The 14,388-nt window shown below is 68.1% G+C and carries 13 protein-coding genes and 4 pseudogenes; 7 read left to right on the plus strand and 10 right to left on the minus strand.

The window, feature by feature from the left end:
* The first annotated feature begins 62 nt into the window (after positions 1-62).
* The gene (locus tag MF408_RS20300) at positions 63-398 is read left to right on the plus strand and encodes a YnfA family protein (RefSeq protein ID WP_240249163.1); all 336 of its coding nucleotides are present in this window, start codon (positions 63-65) and stop codon (positions 396-398) included.
* A 107-nt stretch (positions 399-505) separates the two neighbouring features.
* Here the strand turns inward: MF408_RS20300 and MF408_RS27220 are convergent.
* The 4 genes and pseudogenes from MF408_RS27220 to MF408_RS20325 all read right to left on the minus strand — a co-directional run.
* A pseudogene (locus MF408_RS27220) lies at positions 506-1,957 on the minus strand (SCO6880 family protein).
* 296 nt (positions 1,958-2,253) lie between these two features.
* On the minus strand, positions 2,254-3,198 hold the full coding sequence (locus tag MF408_RS20315) for a type IV secretion system protein (protein WP_240249166.1): 945 nt from the start codon (positions 3,196-3,198) through the stop codon (positions 2,254-2,256).
* 78 nt (positions 3,199-3,276) lie between these two features.
* Entirely contained in the window at positions 3,277-3,582 is a 306-nt protein-coding gene (locus MF408_RS20320; RefSeq protein ID WP_240252082.1) for a DUF6112 family protein, read from the minus strand.
* A gap of 147 nt (positions 3,583-3,729) precedes the next feature.
* A pseudogene (locus MF408_RS20325) lies at positions 3,730-3,906 on the minus strand (DUF6112 family protein); the annotation flags it as partial.
* 89 nt (positions 3,907-3,995) lie between these two features.
* On the opposite strand from MF408_RS20325, the gene MF408_RS20330 reads away from it, so the two are divergent.
* Positions 3,996-4,991, plus strand: a complete 996-nt coding sequence (locus MF408_RS20330) for a hypothetical protein (protein WP_240249167.1) — start codon at positions 3,996-3,998, stop codon at positions 4,989-4,991.
* 9 nt (positions 4,992-5,000) lie between these two features.
* On the opposite strand, the pseudogene MF408_RS27225 reads toward MF408_RS20330, so the two are convergent.
* The 6 genes and pseudogenes from MF408_RS27225 to MF408_RS20360 all read right to left on the minus strand — a co-directional run.
* Positions 5,001-5,354, minus strand: a pseudogene (locus MF408_RS27225) (C40 family peptidase); the annotation flags it as partial.
* Positions 5,355-6,127: 773 nt separating this feature from the next.
* A complete protein-coding gene (locus MF408_RS20340) occupies positions 6,128-6,793 on the minus strand; it encodes a hypothetical protein (RefSeq protein WP_240249169.1) in 666 nt (221 codons plus the stop codon).
* Positions 6,794-6,839: 46 nt separating this feature from the next.
* On the minus strand, positions 6,840-7,700 hold the full coding sequence (locus MF408_RS20345) for a ParB N-terminal domain-containing protein (protein ID WP_345893779.1): 861 nt from the start codon (positions 7,698-7,700) through the stop codon (positions 6,840-6,842).
* Between the two features lie 92 nt (positions 7,701-7,792).
* Positions 7,793-8,497 carry a serine/arginine repetitive matrix protein 2 gene (locus MF408_RS20350; protein ID WP_240249171.1) on the minus strand — a complete coding sequence of 235 codons (705 nt, stop codon included), beginning with the start codon at positions 8,495-8,497 and terminating at the stop codon, positions 7,793-7,795.
* Positions 8,498-8,939: 442 nt separating this feature from the next.
* Positions 8,940-9,848 (minus strand): bifunctional DNA primase/polymerase, encoded by a 909-nt coding sequence (locus MF408_RS20355; RefSeq protein WP_240249172.1) that lies wholly within the window; start codon positions 9,846-9,848, stop codon positions 8,940-8,942.
* A gap of 268 nt (positions 9,849-10,116) precedes the next feature.
* A pseudogene (locus tag MF408_RS20360) lies at positions 10,117-10,800 on the minus strand (cytochrome c biogenesis protein CcdA); the annotation flags it as partial.
* 111 nt (positions 10,801-10,911) lie between these two features.
* Here MF408_RS20360 and MF408_RS20365 point away from each other — a divergent pair.
* From MF408_RS20365 to MF408_RS20385, 5 genes are all read left to right on the plus strand, one after another.
* Positions 10,912-11,268, plus strand: a complete 357-nt coding sequence (locus MF408_RS20365) for a BlaI/MecI/CopY family transcriptional regulator (RefSeq protein ID WP_240249173.1) — start codon at positions 10,912-10,914, stop codon at positions 11,266-11,268.
* A 57-nt stretch (positions 11,269-11,325) separates the two neighbouring features.
* Positions 11,326-11,706 carry a metalloregulator ArsR/SmtB family transcription factor gene (locus tag MF408_RS20370; RefSeq protein ID WP_345893780.1) on the plus strand — a complete coding sequence of 127 codons (381 nt, stop codon included), beginning with the start codon at positions 11,326-11,328 and terminating at the stop codon, positions 11,704-11,706.
* Positions 11,703-12,455, plus strand: a complete 753-nt coding sequence (locus MF408_RS20375) for a cation transporter (protein ID WP_240249174.1) — start codon at positions 11,703-11,705, stop codon at positions 12,453-12,455. The genes MF408_RS20370 and MF408_RS20375 overlap by 4 nt, the downstream gene beginning before the upstream one ends.
* On the plus strand, positions 12,455-13,351 hold the full coding sequence (locus MF408_RS20380; RefSeq protein WP_240249175.1) for a cation diffusion facilitator family transporter: 897 nt from the start codon (positions 12,455-12,457) through the stop codon (positions 13,349-13,351). Before MF408_RS20375 ends, MF408_RS20380 begins: the two co-directional genes overlap by 1 nt.
* Before the next feature lie 337 nt (positions 13,352-13,688).
* Entirely contained in the window at positions 13,689-14,360 is a 672-nt protein-coding gene (locus tag MF408_RS20385) for a M56 family metallopeptidase (RefSeq protein ID WP_240249176.1), read from the plus strand.
* Positions 14,361-14,388: the final 28 nt, after the last annotated feature.

The following is a 14,388-nucleotide window of genomic DNA, read 5'->3' on the forward strand; positions in this document are numbered from 1 at the left end:
CGCCGGATCCGTGCCGCTGGCACCCGCACGGCCCAGGGGACCGGCGGTGCCACAATCGCTCGGTGGACACTTTGAGGTCGATAGCCCTGTTCGTCGCCGCTGCCGTGGCCGAGATCGGCGGTGCCTGGCTGGTCTGGCAGGGCGTCCGCGAGCACAAGGGCTGGATCTGGATCGGCGCCGGCATCATCGCCCTCGGCATCTACGGTTTCGTGGCTACGCTGCAACCCGACGCGCACTTCGGCCGGATCCTCGCCGCCTACGGTGGCGTGTTTGTGGCCGGCTCGCTGGCCTGGGGCATGGCGCTCGACGGATTCAAACCCGACCGCTACGACATCGCCGGAGCGCTCATCTGTCTTGTTGGTGTCGCCGTGATCATGTACTCACCGCGCAGTGCGTGAGGTGACTACTCGCACGTTCGTTCGCCAGGAGACGGATCCAACGCCGAGTTGATCGAGTGCGCCCGTGATCGCCAGTGCCGCTGAAGGCACTTGCACCGCCTTGCGTGCTACACAACGCGGCCGAGCGGCAAGGCAGCAACGGCGAAACCCTGAGCTTGCTGTCCCCAGAGCCGGCGGGTCTCACACGATGCCTGGATGGCCGCCTGCTCGATTGCGGCGACAGCGCGCTCGAGCTCGTCAGGATCGGTCGCGCTGACGGTGACGAAGCCGGTGGCCCTGAGCACGCCATGGCCGGCGGTCAGGTCCGCCTCCTGCTGGAGGACGTCCTGGTACTCCGCCGTCTGCTGCGCGTCCTCGATCTGCCCGATCTTCTGTCGCTGGGCGGCGTCGGAGATGTACTCCGTCTTCTTCTTGCGGATGTCCCGAGCCGCTCTGTCGGTACGCATCGGCGTGTAGAGAAGCGAGAACGTCCGCCGGATCCCAGAGGAGAGGAGGAGCGGCGCGAGGAACCCGGGGAAGACCAGTGAGCGCGGCCATTCGCTGATCCAGAGGACACAGTGGTGTGCCGAGTCGCTGCGGAGGCTGCCCCAGCACTCGGTGACGGCGACTGGGCCGGCAGTGGCCAGGTCGCGGCCTACGGCCCCGTGCCGCTCCAGGGCGCCGGCGACAGCTGGGTCGTATGCCGATCGAAGGACGAGTGCGAGGTCGCCGGGCGTGAGCCAGTCACTGGGGGAGAGGTCCGCGGACCGAAGGGCCGCGAGCATCGTCGCCATCTCCTGCCGCAGTACCGCGGCCGCACCGCGGTTCCCCCACCTGCGGCACGGATTGCGCGGCCAGCGGTCTTGATGTCGAGGGAGATCGAGATGGTGCTCGCGTGACGCTCGCCAGCGGGGCCTGCGCGGTCGACGAGTTCGCCGTAAGTCCTCGACGCCCAGGACTCGGTCCGGTTCCCGTGCTGCTCCCACCAGTCCGCGAGGCCCTTGCCGGAGTCCGGCAGAGTGCGCTCCATGACCTGGACCGAGGCCAGGCGTCCGGATCGGCAGGCGGTCGCGAGCACGCGTCCCCAGCTGACGACCCGACGCTCCTGCTCAGCCGGGTCGAGGAGCACGAAGGCGGGGTGGGGAGACGCCGACGATCGCGGTCAGGGTCGCGGCGTGCGGGTCGTGAACCATGACGGCGCTGGTCTCGGGGTCGATCCATTGCCTGAGCCGAGCGGAGTCGCCCGGAAGGGCGAGCGTTCCTGCCGGGCGCGGCTTGACCAATCGGCGGCGGTACAGCAGCTGGCCTCCGGCGGAGCGCCAGAGCCACTGCGCTCCGATCGGCGCCCACTCGATGATCTTCCGGCCACCGACGCCGACGAATCCGAGTACGGCGAAGACGAGGATGATCGGGAAGGTCATGACGACTGCACCCAGGTAAAGGCCCAGGATCAGGGCGGCGGCGGCGAGGCTCGCCATCACGAGTTGCGGACCTGACAACCCGAGGAGGATCCCGCGCTTGGAGAGCCGCGAGAACTTGATCGGTGTCAGCGAGGGTTCGGCGCTGGTCGACGTACTCACTGCCGGTCAGTTCCGTCCTGCGGGCTCGGCAAGCGTCGAGTCCGCGACCGGCGGCGGCACTGCAGATGGTGCCGCTGATTCGTGGGCTTGGGCTTGACCATTGGCCTGCGCCGCGACGAAGCCTCCGAGACGCGGCCCGGCCGCCGCCGCTTCCTTTGCCACGACTGCGCCCGCGGCGATGACGCCGCCCGCGGCCGCTGCGCCGCTCGAGCCGCCTGCCGCCGCTGTTCCGCCGGAACCGCCACCGGCAGAGCCGCCGGAGGTCGCACTCGGTCCGCCGCCGCCCGCAGCGGGTGTCACCGCAGGGGGACCCGCCCGTCGTCGTACCTCCACCGCCGTCCCCGAGGATCTTGGTGGGCTCGCTGCCGGTGCGGCGCGAGAGCGGGATCGGCATCGGCCGGTTGAGCGAGGCCTTGGCCTCCTGTTCGGCTGACATCGCGTGGTACATGTCGAAGCCCATGAACGCGATCGCCTTGTAGGTCAGGTACGGCGCGAAGCCGGCCATGAGCATCAGGACGACGCCGGCCATCGGCTGGCTCACGGACTCCAGGTCGGCATCGATCGGCGCCGAGACCTGGGCGGTGGCGAGCAGGAAAAATCACCACGAGGACGACCTTCGAGAGGATCATCGCGATCACGAACGTCGCCCAGCGGCTCAGCCACGTCCGAGTGTGGTCCCAGCTGGCACCCGCGAGCGCAATCGGTGCGAAGACGATCGCGATCAGAAGCAAGGCCTTGCGGATCAGGAGGCTGATCCAGACGACCATCGCGCCGACGATGGCGAGGCTGGAGAGGAAGATCGTCAGGATCGCGCCGGCGCCGGGTGCGTTGAGGTTGATGGCGCCGAGTCCGGCGGCGAGCACGGCGACCTTGTCGCCCATCTCGTTCATGTTCGTCCCGGCGGCGTTCACGATGCCGATGCAGAGCTGGTCGGTGATCTCGAGCGCTGTAGCGAGGAGGGCGAGGGCGACGAAGGATCCCAGGATCGATTTCGCGAGTCCGAGCGCGGCTCTGGAGAGCGCAGCGGGTTCGCGACGGATCATGCCGCCGATGACCTGGAGCATGAAGAAGCCGAGCATCACGAAGACGCCGACGCCGAACATGATGTTGTAGACCTTCGTGTACTCGCCGCTGGTCACGTCGACGTACGTCGTGGTGTCGATGACCTTCCAGACGGACGTAAACATCCACTCGGCGGCGCCGCCCATGCCCTGAGCGAGCCAGTCGAAGGGAGCGGTCACGACAGCGCCGGCAGCGTCTCCTGCGGCGTTGCAGACCTCGTGGATAACCGGTACGTCGCAGACACCCATGACCAGTCCTCAGACCTGCTGGCCGACGTTCCAGAAGAAGTTCACCAGCGTCACCGAAGCGCCGCAGACGATCGCGGCGCCGAGGGCGACGAGGACGCCGAGCTTGCCACGACCGGCGAGGTGTGGGTTGGATGAGTTGGCGCCCAGCGCCCAGACGATGGCCGAGATGATCAGCGCCAGTACGGCAAGGACGAGTCCGACCGTCATCGAGGCTCCGACGATCTTCTTGAGCTGACCGATCCCCGGTAGGCCGTTGGAGTTTGGGTCGATCTGGATGTCGAGGGGGAGCAGGAGTGCTGCTGTGAGTAGGTCCATCGGAGGCTCCTGACGTCTGGCGGGCGGACGCCTTAAAGGTGTGCGCCGACGTCCAGCAGCCAGTTCGCCCAAGCGAGTGCTCCGCCCGTGAGGGGCGGCGCCGCCGATCGCGACGAAGCACCCGAGCTTCGCCTTCTGCGCGGTGTGCCAGCTGCCCGAACTGGAGGCGATGGCCCACGTCGTAGCTGAGATGACGAGCATGAGTACGGCGATGATCAGGCCATAGGTCAGAAGCGCGCCGACGATGGCACGCAGATCGTCGGTGCCTCCGACAGCTCCGAAGTCTGGGCCGACATTGCTACGGACAAGAACGCTGGATCTCATGACGCTCAGGTGCGTGCAACCTGTCGGGAGCGTCGAGGACTACCAAATCCAGGACGCGCCTGTCGGTACCCACCCGTAGAGTCCCGCGCATGGCGAAGCGAACGCGAGAGCGAGGCCGCTGCGCGCTGTGCCGGGTCTTCGGCCCGCTGACGTTTGAGCATTTCCCGCCGAAGGCTGTCGGCAACAGGTTGCCTGTCGTCATGCGGGAGTGGAGCGACTTTGTGCGTTCGCCGTCTGCGTTCGGCACTCGAATGGCCGGTCCGGTGCAGCAGCGGGGATCGGGCTGGTACGCGCTTTGCGCGCACTGCAACAACTGGCAGGGCAGGGAACTGGTACCGGAGTACCAGAAGTGGGCGCTTCCAGTCCGAATGGCCATGGAGTGTGAAGGCGGCCTGGAGGCCACTGCCATGGCGGATGCAGTCACCGACGAGTCGGTTCTCCACATGACCCTGACCGGGGACTTCAAGCCGGGCCGTTTCGCTCGGTACGGGCTGGCAGCGACCCTGCTCAGCACGGTGAAGGGCGATCAGGCCCCTGTATGGCATCCGGTTGCCGCGGCTTTGGTGCGGCAGTTCGACGCGCAGAAGGTCCCTGATGACTTCCCGCGACTCTTTCTCTCGATCTGCGCGGGACCGCTCGTCGGCGTGATGGGGATCCAGGTCGCTGTTCGAATCGGGCCCAGTCAATCAACCACCTGGCACTCCAGCGCGTACGGTCGACCGTTCGGCTTCTGGCTGGTCGAGGGACCCGTCAAGCCCGGTCTACTTGAGATCACGGATTGGCTTGAGATGTCTGCCGATCAGTCGGCGTCAGGACTGGAACTCGGCGCGCTGACGTATGGATTCTCTCACCTGCCATTTCCAGGCGACCTGAGAAGCATGGCAGCCATCCGTGAACAGGCAGGTGAGCCGATCGATCCCCACCCGAACTATCGCGGCTCGCATCCTGACCGTCAGGGCGTAGGGACCTGCGTCACGCTCCAGGATGGCCAGCGAGGCACGTCAGCGGAGGTTCGTATCGAGGTCCCGGGCATCTGGGAGGAATACGAAGCCGACGATGGTCAGATGCAGATGAGCGGCGACTGACTTGCGGAGTCAGCCGAGCCGGCGAACCGTCATGACCTCGCCGGCGAACTCGCCGATCGTCCCGTAGCGGACGACGTCGCCGGTCCGTGGCGCGTGCAGGATCCTGTCCCCGCCGACATAGATCGCGACGTGGTGCGGCCCGCCGGCGCCGGGATAGCTGAAGAAGATCAGGTCACCAGGTTGCTTGGCGCTCCACGCGATGCCTTGGCCGGCGCGGATCTGCGAGCCGCTGTAGTGGGGGAGTCGAATGCGGCCCCCAGAGGCTTGGTAGGCGGCATAGAGCACGAGGCCGGAGCAGTCGAATCCTCCGCCGGTGGGTCCGTCGAAGTTGCCTCCGCCCCAGACGTACGGCTTGCCGAGCTGAGTGGCCGCCGCCGTGACGAACGCTCCAGGGAAACCGGGTGGGAGGTTCGCGGGAAGCTCGCTGGCGGGCTGAGCACAGTCCAGGCTGCTGCTGAGGGAGACACCACTGAGTGCGCTCAGGACCTTCTCGGCGATCGGCTGGTTGACCGCGTAGCGATCCGGATACGCGGAGACCTGCACCGCCTGCGCTGCCGCTCCGGGATCCATCGATTGCCAGCCGTCGATGTCGAGGAGCCCCCCGCGGCGACCCATGGTTGGGTCCGTTCGGCCCGCCGTAGAAGGCACGGGACGACCAGACCGGGTCCATGAGCTTCTCGACGGTGCCCCAGCCTGCGGCCGGTCTCTGTTGGAACATGCCGACGGAGTCGTGGTCGCTGCCGTCACCGTCGTTGGGGATGTTCGCCGAATGGGGGTAAGCGCTCGTGTTCGACAGAAGTCGGAGAGAGGACTCCGTCAGGGCGGTCATGATCGCGATGAGCTGACCGCGCGCCGGGATCTGTTGCTGGTTGCCGACGGCGATGATCGTCGCTGCCCGCGTTAGCTGCTGCTTGTTGAGGATGACTGTCTCGCCGTGCGTGTTGGTGGCGGAAAGCCCCTCCGGGACAGGGGCCAGCAACGCCGAGGCTCGAGGTCGCCTGGCCGTCCCACATGCAGCTGCCCGATCCTGCCGCCGCCGGACTCACGAGTGTTGCCACGCCTAGGACCGCGGCTCCAGGTGCGAACAGGACTGCGGCCGCGGCGCCGACGGCGAGGACCTTCATGCCCATCCGCGCTCACTCAGCGGATTGTCGAGCTCGGAGAGGCGCAGGACGCGGCACCGTTCGAAGGACGGCTGGCAGGCGACGAAGACCGTGAAGGAGACCGGATACGATGACTCGGCCACTTCGCCGTTCCAAACTCCGGTGCGGTGACGGGGTGCCCGTGATGGTCACGGCTGTCGTCCCTGGGCGCAGATGTCCGTGTGCTTGCTCGACGGCGTCGGACCAGGAGTCGGGAACGTACGCCTCGTCGATCCCGATGGTCTGTTCCACCTCCATCGCACCGAGGTCGAGCCATTGCTCCACGCTAGGGAGGTACGTCGCGACATCTGCCAGCAGGCCGGGCGTCTCCTCGCCGGAGGGATCGGCGTCGGCCAGGACTGCCGAGGTGTAGTCGGTCGGAAGGAAACCTGCCGTTGTGTCCCAGTCGAACAGTGCGACCGCCACGGCACGTGCGTAGGCGACTGGATCGGTCGTGTGCGGGAGGGTCCGGTTCTCCAGGGTGACGGCATCGTCGGTCGGATTGGCAACGGCCTGGACCTTTGGCGGTCTGGCATGGGATGACTCTGCGGCCGTTCCGCCCGGTCCTCGCACGAGCCCGTAGATCCCGACGGCGGCCGTGATGAGAGCGAGGGCGCATCCGAGGAGAAGCATGATCTGGCGGCCGGTCAGGTTGGGCATCGGAGCTCCGAGCGACGGGGTCAGGGACGTCCGATAGGTGCGCCGACTATGCCGATGTCGCAGCGTGCCGACGCGCGGCAACGAGCTGGTCGCGGAACGCGATCGTCGCTGTCACGACGCGGTCGAACCGCTCCCAGTCGGCGCGGCTGAGCTCGGCCGCCAGGGCGTCGACGTCGTAGAGCTCCGTCCACCCGTCGAGCTCGGTCCAGGTCAGATTGAAGGAGCGGATGCTTCTGAAGTGGCTGCTCGGTCCGTGGCTGCGCTTGAGGTTCTTGCGGCCCTTCTCACGCGCCTCGCGCTCGGCACGCTCCCGTGCCTCGCGCGCCAGCCGAGCGAGATCCGTCTCCTCCTCCGGCTGAGGCTGTTGCGCCTGGTCGAAGGCTTCCTTGACCTGGAGGTAGAGCGGCTTCACCGGCTCGCCCTGCTCGATCCTCTTCAGCGCGTCGTTAGCCATCGCGCGGATCTCCGGCGGCGTGGCCTTTCGGGAGGCCCAATCCATGAGCGCGCAGACCCGCTCGTGGGTGTTGTACGACGCCTTGCCGGTGATCGCCATGGCTGCGTGTGACCGGGCATCACCGGTCTCGCCCGGCTCCGCACCGGGTGCGGACCCGGAACCCCCGAACTGGGTCGCCTGCATCCGCCGCTCCGCGTCCTCGGCTCTAAGCGCCTTCAGCTCTCGGTAGAGCGCGGCCTTCTCGAGTTCGTTGAGCGGCTTGTGCAGCTGGTTCTCATCCTGCTCGGCGAGCAGCAGCGAGAGCTTGTCGGAGATCCCGGAGCGCACCCAGACCTTCACGGTGCGCCAGCCGAGCCGGCGTACGGCCTCCAGGCGCCGCGACCCGCACACGAGGAGACCCTCGGGGGTGATGGTGATGGGCTGCAGCAGGCCGAGCCGTTCGATCGACTCCATGAGGGGGCTTGAGGTCGCCGGGATCCTTGCGGTGGCGGACGCCGACGGTGATCGAGTCGAGCGCTCGATCCAGTTCGATGTGACTCCGCGTGTCAGACATGGATCCGAGCCTTCGGTCGGGGAGCGGCCGCGCTGATCTCGAAGACCAGCAGGTCGTCGTCCAACAGTTCGGCGACCGGGTGGCCGATGAGAAGTCGCAGGAGTACGCCGTGCCCGTCCGACGTACATGCCTCGTCGGGGTTCGGATTGCCCAGCACGATCCGCAGGACCGTCGACCATGCCTCTTGCTCGATGTCGAGGAGTGCCCGCGCGGTCTGGTCGCGCCGCAGGGCCGCGTGCGCCTTGGGACGTGATCCGGATTCGACGAGGCGGGCGGAGATGTAGTCGAGCGTGCACGTGGCCGTGTCCCGCGGCCAGCCCAGCGCGGTGAAGAGGTCGATCGTCGCGTCGACAGCTTCGTAGGCGCCAGTCGGCGGAGTCTCTTCCGGGTCGAACGGTTCGACGGCGAGCGCGGGAAGGAAGTTGGGCAGGTCGGCTTCCGTGTCGCAGAACCGGCGTACGTCGTGGTGCCTGGAGATCTCCGGCCGCCTGGCCTGGTCGACGGAGCACAGGAGTCCGTCGGCGCGCTCCTCGGCAATGAGCGTGACCTTGACCGCCATAGTGACGACGGCCCACGGGTCGTCAGCGGTGCGGACGGCGTAGGTCCGCATGGCCTCAGAGGCTGCCGCGGCTCCTGCGGTCGGGTCGCAGCGGTGCTTGATCGCGAGCGCCTCGTACTTCCGCGCGGCGTACAGCATGAGGTCGTGGGCCTCGGCGTCGTGCTCCCACGCGTTCGGTCCGGACACCCGCAGTCGGACGAGAAGCCGGCGGAGCCCAGTCGCGGTTTCGAATGAGTGCTTCACAGCGACATCCCCTCCGTCCGGTTTGCTGCCGGTGTCGGCGCGGGGGAGTGGACATCTCGCTGGAGGGCACGCCGCGCAACGACAGGAGTACGCCGTGTGCGACGAATCAACTCGGCTTGGAGGTCGATGCCGCGCGCGACTGTCGGGCTGAGGTACGACGAGAGCTCGGTCGGCCGAACCCAGGCGATGCCCTTGGGTGCGTTCGCCGGTGTCTGCGCTTCAACCGCGCGCATCGACGGATCACGGTGGCGAGCGAGGGCGCTCGCGGTCGCCTCGGTGCTCTGCACAGACGGCTCGTGCGGACGGTAGCTGTGACGGCGGTACTCGGCGTGGGTGTTCACAGCTGGATCGCCTCATTCCTCTGAGTAGGGCCCAGGCGGCTCCCGGGGCCGAGCCGGGACGCGATCCGGAAGGCGGAGTCGATGGTCGACTCGATTTCCCGATCGGGAAGGCCGGCGTACTGGGCGGCGGGCATCAGATAGCTGACGGTGTTCGCGCGGCTCTGGCCGTCCTCGGCCATGCGACATGACGCCCAGAAGAGGGCGCGATTGCGACCGCCTTCGGGCGTCAGCGCCACCACTCTGGCCAGCGCCTCAGGGTGGCAGCCCTTCGGAGAGAGCCCTGACGGTGGTGCTACCGGTCGCGGCCGGGGCGGCTCCAGGAACGGGCGAAGCCCGACCGCGTCCAGCGGCTCCGCCGGCTGGGTCGTGACCGCGATGACCTCGTACGCCCTGATCACGCCGTCCACCTCGAGCCGCGACGGGGGAGCAATGACGTAGCCACCATCGCCCCGGAAGTCGACGTGCGCGGACGGGACCTGCCACGACCGCTGCTCCCGGTCGGGCACGCTCGGGTAGTAGGCGTGGACCCCGCCCGACGGCGTGCGGACGAGCCAGCCCCAATGCGTGGCGAGCCCATCAGAGCGAGCACGCTCGAACGCCGCGAATCCACTGCCGCCCGCGTGGACGTCGATGTCAACGACGAGGATGCCGGTGCGGGCGCCCGTAGGCAGCCCGATGTTCGCTTCGGGCGTGCGCTCCCACCAGCGGTGCACGACGCGAGCGGAGGACGTCGCATCGTGGAAGCCGTTCGGCGTGAGTGGCTGCTTGCCGCCCGGCACGCAGGGGAACACTGGGATGCCGAGATTCGCGTAGCGGATCGCGGCAGCACCCAGGGTGGGCTCGCCGGCAACGCGCTGCATTGTCGAGGTGGTCCAGTCGGGCTTCGGGTTTGCCGGGTCGAACATGCCTCGAGACTGGAGGCGCAGCGTTACCGGAATCCGGTAACAAGGAGGGGGAACGGGGAGGGGGAACGTTGCGTTTGCGCAGGGCAGCCGCGTTCCCTAAGAGATCATCCGATATGGGGCATGCGAGACTCGCAGCCTCAGATCGGGGGTCTGCCAGTTGGCGACGACACCCCTGGAGCCGAGTCATCAGATCAAGCCACAGCCCGGTCACCTGAAGCACTCCGAGCACGACCATGACGAGGCCGCCGACGATCATCACTCGCGGGGCGTGACGTCGTGCCCACTGCATCCGCGCCATGAACCTTGAGATCGAGAACGCAGCCACGATGAAGGGGATGCCGAGACCGACGCTGTAGGCGAACGAGAGCAAGGCGCCGCGGCCGGCACCGGCGCTCGTCGTGGCGAGGGTCAGGACTGCGGCCAGAGTCGGGCCGATGCACGGTGTCCAGCCGAGGCCGAACATCACGCCGAGGACGGGGGCCCCGGCCAGCCCGGCCCTCGGTCGGTACGACAACCGGATGGAACGGCTCGCCAGCGGCATGCGCGACAACAACCCACTGAACATCAGTCCGAAGACGATGGTGACGATGCCGAGGAACCGAACGACCGTCTCCTGATGGCTGATGAGCAGGCTGCCCAGCGCCCCGAACAGCACGCCGTAGCTCGTGAACACAGCTGCGAAGCCGAGGACAAAGAGCACCGAACCGAGGACGACCCGCCGGTCATGTCTGCGCCGCGCCTCGAACGGGGCACGGGCTGTTGGCTCAGCCTGGCCGGAACCGACCGCGACCGGTGTGCGGTGCTCGGCGCCGGCCATGCCCGCGACGTAGGACAGGTACCCGGGCACGAGTGGCAGGCAGCATGGCGAGAGGAACGAGACCAGGCCAGCCGCGACGGCGAGCGCTGCGGCGACGATGAGGGGTCCCTCCATCACCAGGTCGGTGGCATTCATGCGTCTGGGTGCTCAATCATGTCTGGCGACGCTCTGGGGACGGCGCATCTACTATCAAAGGTAGGATACCGGCGGAGTCGGGGAAGCAGGCGGGTGAGGAGCATGCCGAGAATGAAGGGGCTGGGAGAGCTCGAGGCGCAGGTGATGAACCTTCTGTGGGCCACGGACGCACCCCAGTCGGTTCGTCAGGTTCTGGAGGCTCTTCCTCACGAGCGCAATCGGGCCTACACCACGGTCATGACCGTTCTCGACAACCTTCACCGCAAGGGCTTCGTCGAGCGCGAGCGTCTTGGCCGCGCCTGGAACTACCGACCGACACGGTCCCGAGAGGAACATGTCGCGGACCTGATGGGGGATGCCCTCGGTGCAAGCGGCGACCGAACCGCGGCGCTGATGCATTTCGTCGAGCAGCTTCCCGCGGAGGAGGCCGCCCAGCTGCGGGCGTTGCTCGACCGGCACCCGGAGTGAGCGTGTGACGACCGCCCCGGTTGACTGGATGGGCACGCCCGGCGTTATCATCGCCATATGACGATGAAAGCCCAGGGTGTCGAAACCGCGACAGGTTCGGTCGACGAGACAGAGGCCGCGGTCGCGGCCGCGTGTCTCTTCCGTGGCATGGGGGATCCGTCGCGGGTCGCCATCCTGCGGCACCTGTTGCTGGGGGAGCACAAGGTGACGGAGTTGACCGCACATCTCGGCCTGGCTCAGTCCACCGTCTCCAAGCATCTGGCCTGCCTTCGCGAATGCGGTCTGGTGGAGTCCCGACCGGTGGGTCGGGCCTCGGTCTTCACCCTGACTCAGCCCGCTGCGGTCCTGAAAGTGTTCGCAGCCGCAGAGGAGCTGCTGGCAGCAACTGGCGACGCCGTCATCCTGTGCCCGAACTCGGGTTTGGGATCCTCGCGATGACGGCCGCGACAGCGTGGACCCTCGCGGATCCGACGCGGCGGCGCCGGCTCATGCGGCGCGCACAGCTGCTGGCGGCGACATCGGTTGCCTACAACGTCATCGAGGCGGTCATCGCGATCACGGCCGGTCTCCTCGCCGGATCGGTTGCGTTGGTCGGATTCGGTCTGGACTCGGTCGTGGAGGTGAGCAGCGGTCTGATCATCCTGTGGCAGTTCCGGCACCACCTCCCAGAGTCCCGGGAGCAGCAGGCGCTTCGGCTGATGGCTCTGTCGTTCTTCGCGCTCGCCGCCTACGTCACCTTCGAGTCGATGCGCGCGCTCAGCGGCAGCCATGACCCGGATGACTCGCCGGTAGGAATCGGTCTCGCTGCCGCGTCGCTGGCGATCATGCCCTTCCTCTCCTGGATGCAGCGGCGGACGGGTCGGGAGCTCGGCTCCGGAGCCGTTGTCGCCGACTCCACTCAGACACTGCTGTGCACGTACCTCTCTGCGGTGCTGTTGGCCGGGCTCCTGCTGAACTCGACGCTCGGCTGGTCGTGGGCCGACCCGATCGCCGGCCTGGTGATCGCCGCGGTCGCCGTGCGCGAAGGCGTCGAGGCGTGGCGGGGCGAAGGCTGCTCGTGCGCTCCCCACCTGGCCGATGCGGCGACATCGGCCGGTGACACCGTCGCAGGTGACGACGGGTGCGGCTCCGGCTGCTGCCAGAGCGAACTGCCAGTCCCCAGTGCCGACGCCGCGAAGGGGTCGTGATGGGAGTCGGACACGGACACGGACATGCGGGAGGCCGCCACAGGTGGAGGCTCGCTGTCGCGTTCGGACTCGTCGCGTCGTTCTTCGGCGTCGAACTCGCTGTCGGCTGGTGGTCCGGATCGCTGGCCCTGCTCTCCGATGCCGGCCACATGGCCGCGGACGTCGTCGCCCTGGGTGCGGCGCTCGCCGCGACCCGGATTGCCACCATGAAGGACCGCACCGGCCGCAAGACCTTCGGCTCGTATCGAGCCGAAGTGTTCGCCTCCGGCCTCACCGTCCTGCTCATGCTGGGGGCAGGTGCCTACGTCGCATTCGAGGGCATTTCCCGTATCGGGGAGGCCGTTCACCTGGAGAGCGGCGCGGTGATGGTCGTCGGTGTGATCGGCCTGCTGATCAACGTGGCTGCCCTCCTGTTGCTGAAGGGTGGCGCGGGCGAGAGCATCAACGTCAAGGGCGCCTACCTCGAAGTTGTCGCTGACACCGTCGGCTCTGTCGGTGTGATCGCCGCCGGCGCCATGGTCGCTCTCACCGGAAGCGCGTGGTGGGACACCGGTATCGCGATGGCGATCGCGCTGTTCGTCATCGTCCGTGCCGTCATGCTCGGACGCGAGGTCCTGACGGTCCTCGGCCAGCACGCCCCTGCCGGCATGACCCCAGCGGAGGTCGAAGCGGCGCTCGACGGCCTCGACGGCGTCGAGGAGGTCCACGACCTCCACCTGTGGACGCTCACCTCCGGGATGAACGTCGCGACGGCGCACCTGGTCGCCTCACCGAGCGCCGACCCGGCCGCGGTCCTGACCTCCGCACAGGCCGCCCTCCGCAACCGGTACGGCGTCGAGCACGCGACGTTGCAGATAGAGTCGGACGCTACCGCCTGCAACGAGGTGTCATGGTGAACCAGTCAACGCGATGCGCCCCCATGGTCGACGCCCACGGGGAGCGTCCATGATCGCCGCACTCGGCCTCGTCCTGTTCGCCGCAACCGTGGTCGTCACCGCCCAACGGGTGCTGCCCGGAGCTGCGTGGATGCGTCGAGCTCCGCGGCAAGGCGTTGTCGCCTGGCAAGTCGTGACGGTCACCGTCCCGGCATCACTGCTGCTCGCTGGAGCCGCCCTCGCGCTCCCGACGGTGCCATCGGCCACAGACGACATCGCGGGTCTCCTCGGGGCATGTGAGTTCCTCGTTCGGCAGCACTATGAGACGCCCGGGGGAGCGTTGGTCCACGTCCTCGGCGTGCTCGGGGCCGCAGGACTCCTCCTTCGCCTGGGTTGGAGCGTCGTCACCGAGTTTCTGGCGGTTCGGCGCGATCGGCAGCGGCAGCGCGCCCGAGTCGCACTGGTCGGCCGCCCCGACGCGGTCGACGGGGCGTGGATCGTCGATGAACCCCGTCCGTCCGTGTTCTGCATCCCCGGGCGCAGGGACCAGATCGTGGTGACCACAGGGGCCCTTGCCGTCCTCACGCCCCGCCAGCGGGCCCTCGCTCTCGCCCACGAGCGAGCGCATCTCGGTGGCCGCCACCACGTCGCGCTCACCGTCGCAGCAGCGTTGCGGCGGGCGATGCCACGCAGCCGGTTCTTCGCAATCGCCGAGACCGAGATCGCGACCCTGGTGGAGATGCACGCCGACGATCGAGCAACGGCCGCCGGAGGTCGACGGGACCTCGCAGCGGCACTGGTCGCGCTCGCCGAGGGAACGTCTCCCGCCGGCGCACTCGCGGTCAACGGTGGCGCGGCGATGCAGCGCGTGCACCGCCTCGTTGTCACCGCGCCTGGCTTGCCTCTCGGTCAACGCTGGTCGATCCACGGGATCGCGGCCGCACTTGTCGCGGCGCCGGTCCTGATCGCGGCGGCGCCCGCGCTCGAGACCGCGCTCCTCGACTACTGTGCCGCGGCGTTCCACGCCTGAGATCGCCGGATCATGCCCCCACCGACTC

The sequence above is a fragment of the Nocardioides sp. TF02-7 genome (assembly GCF_022437945.1).
In the GTDB taxonomy this organism is placed as follows: Bacteria; Actinomycetota; Actinomycetes; order Propionibacteriales; family Nocardioidaceae; genus Nocardioides.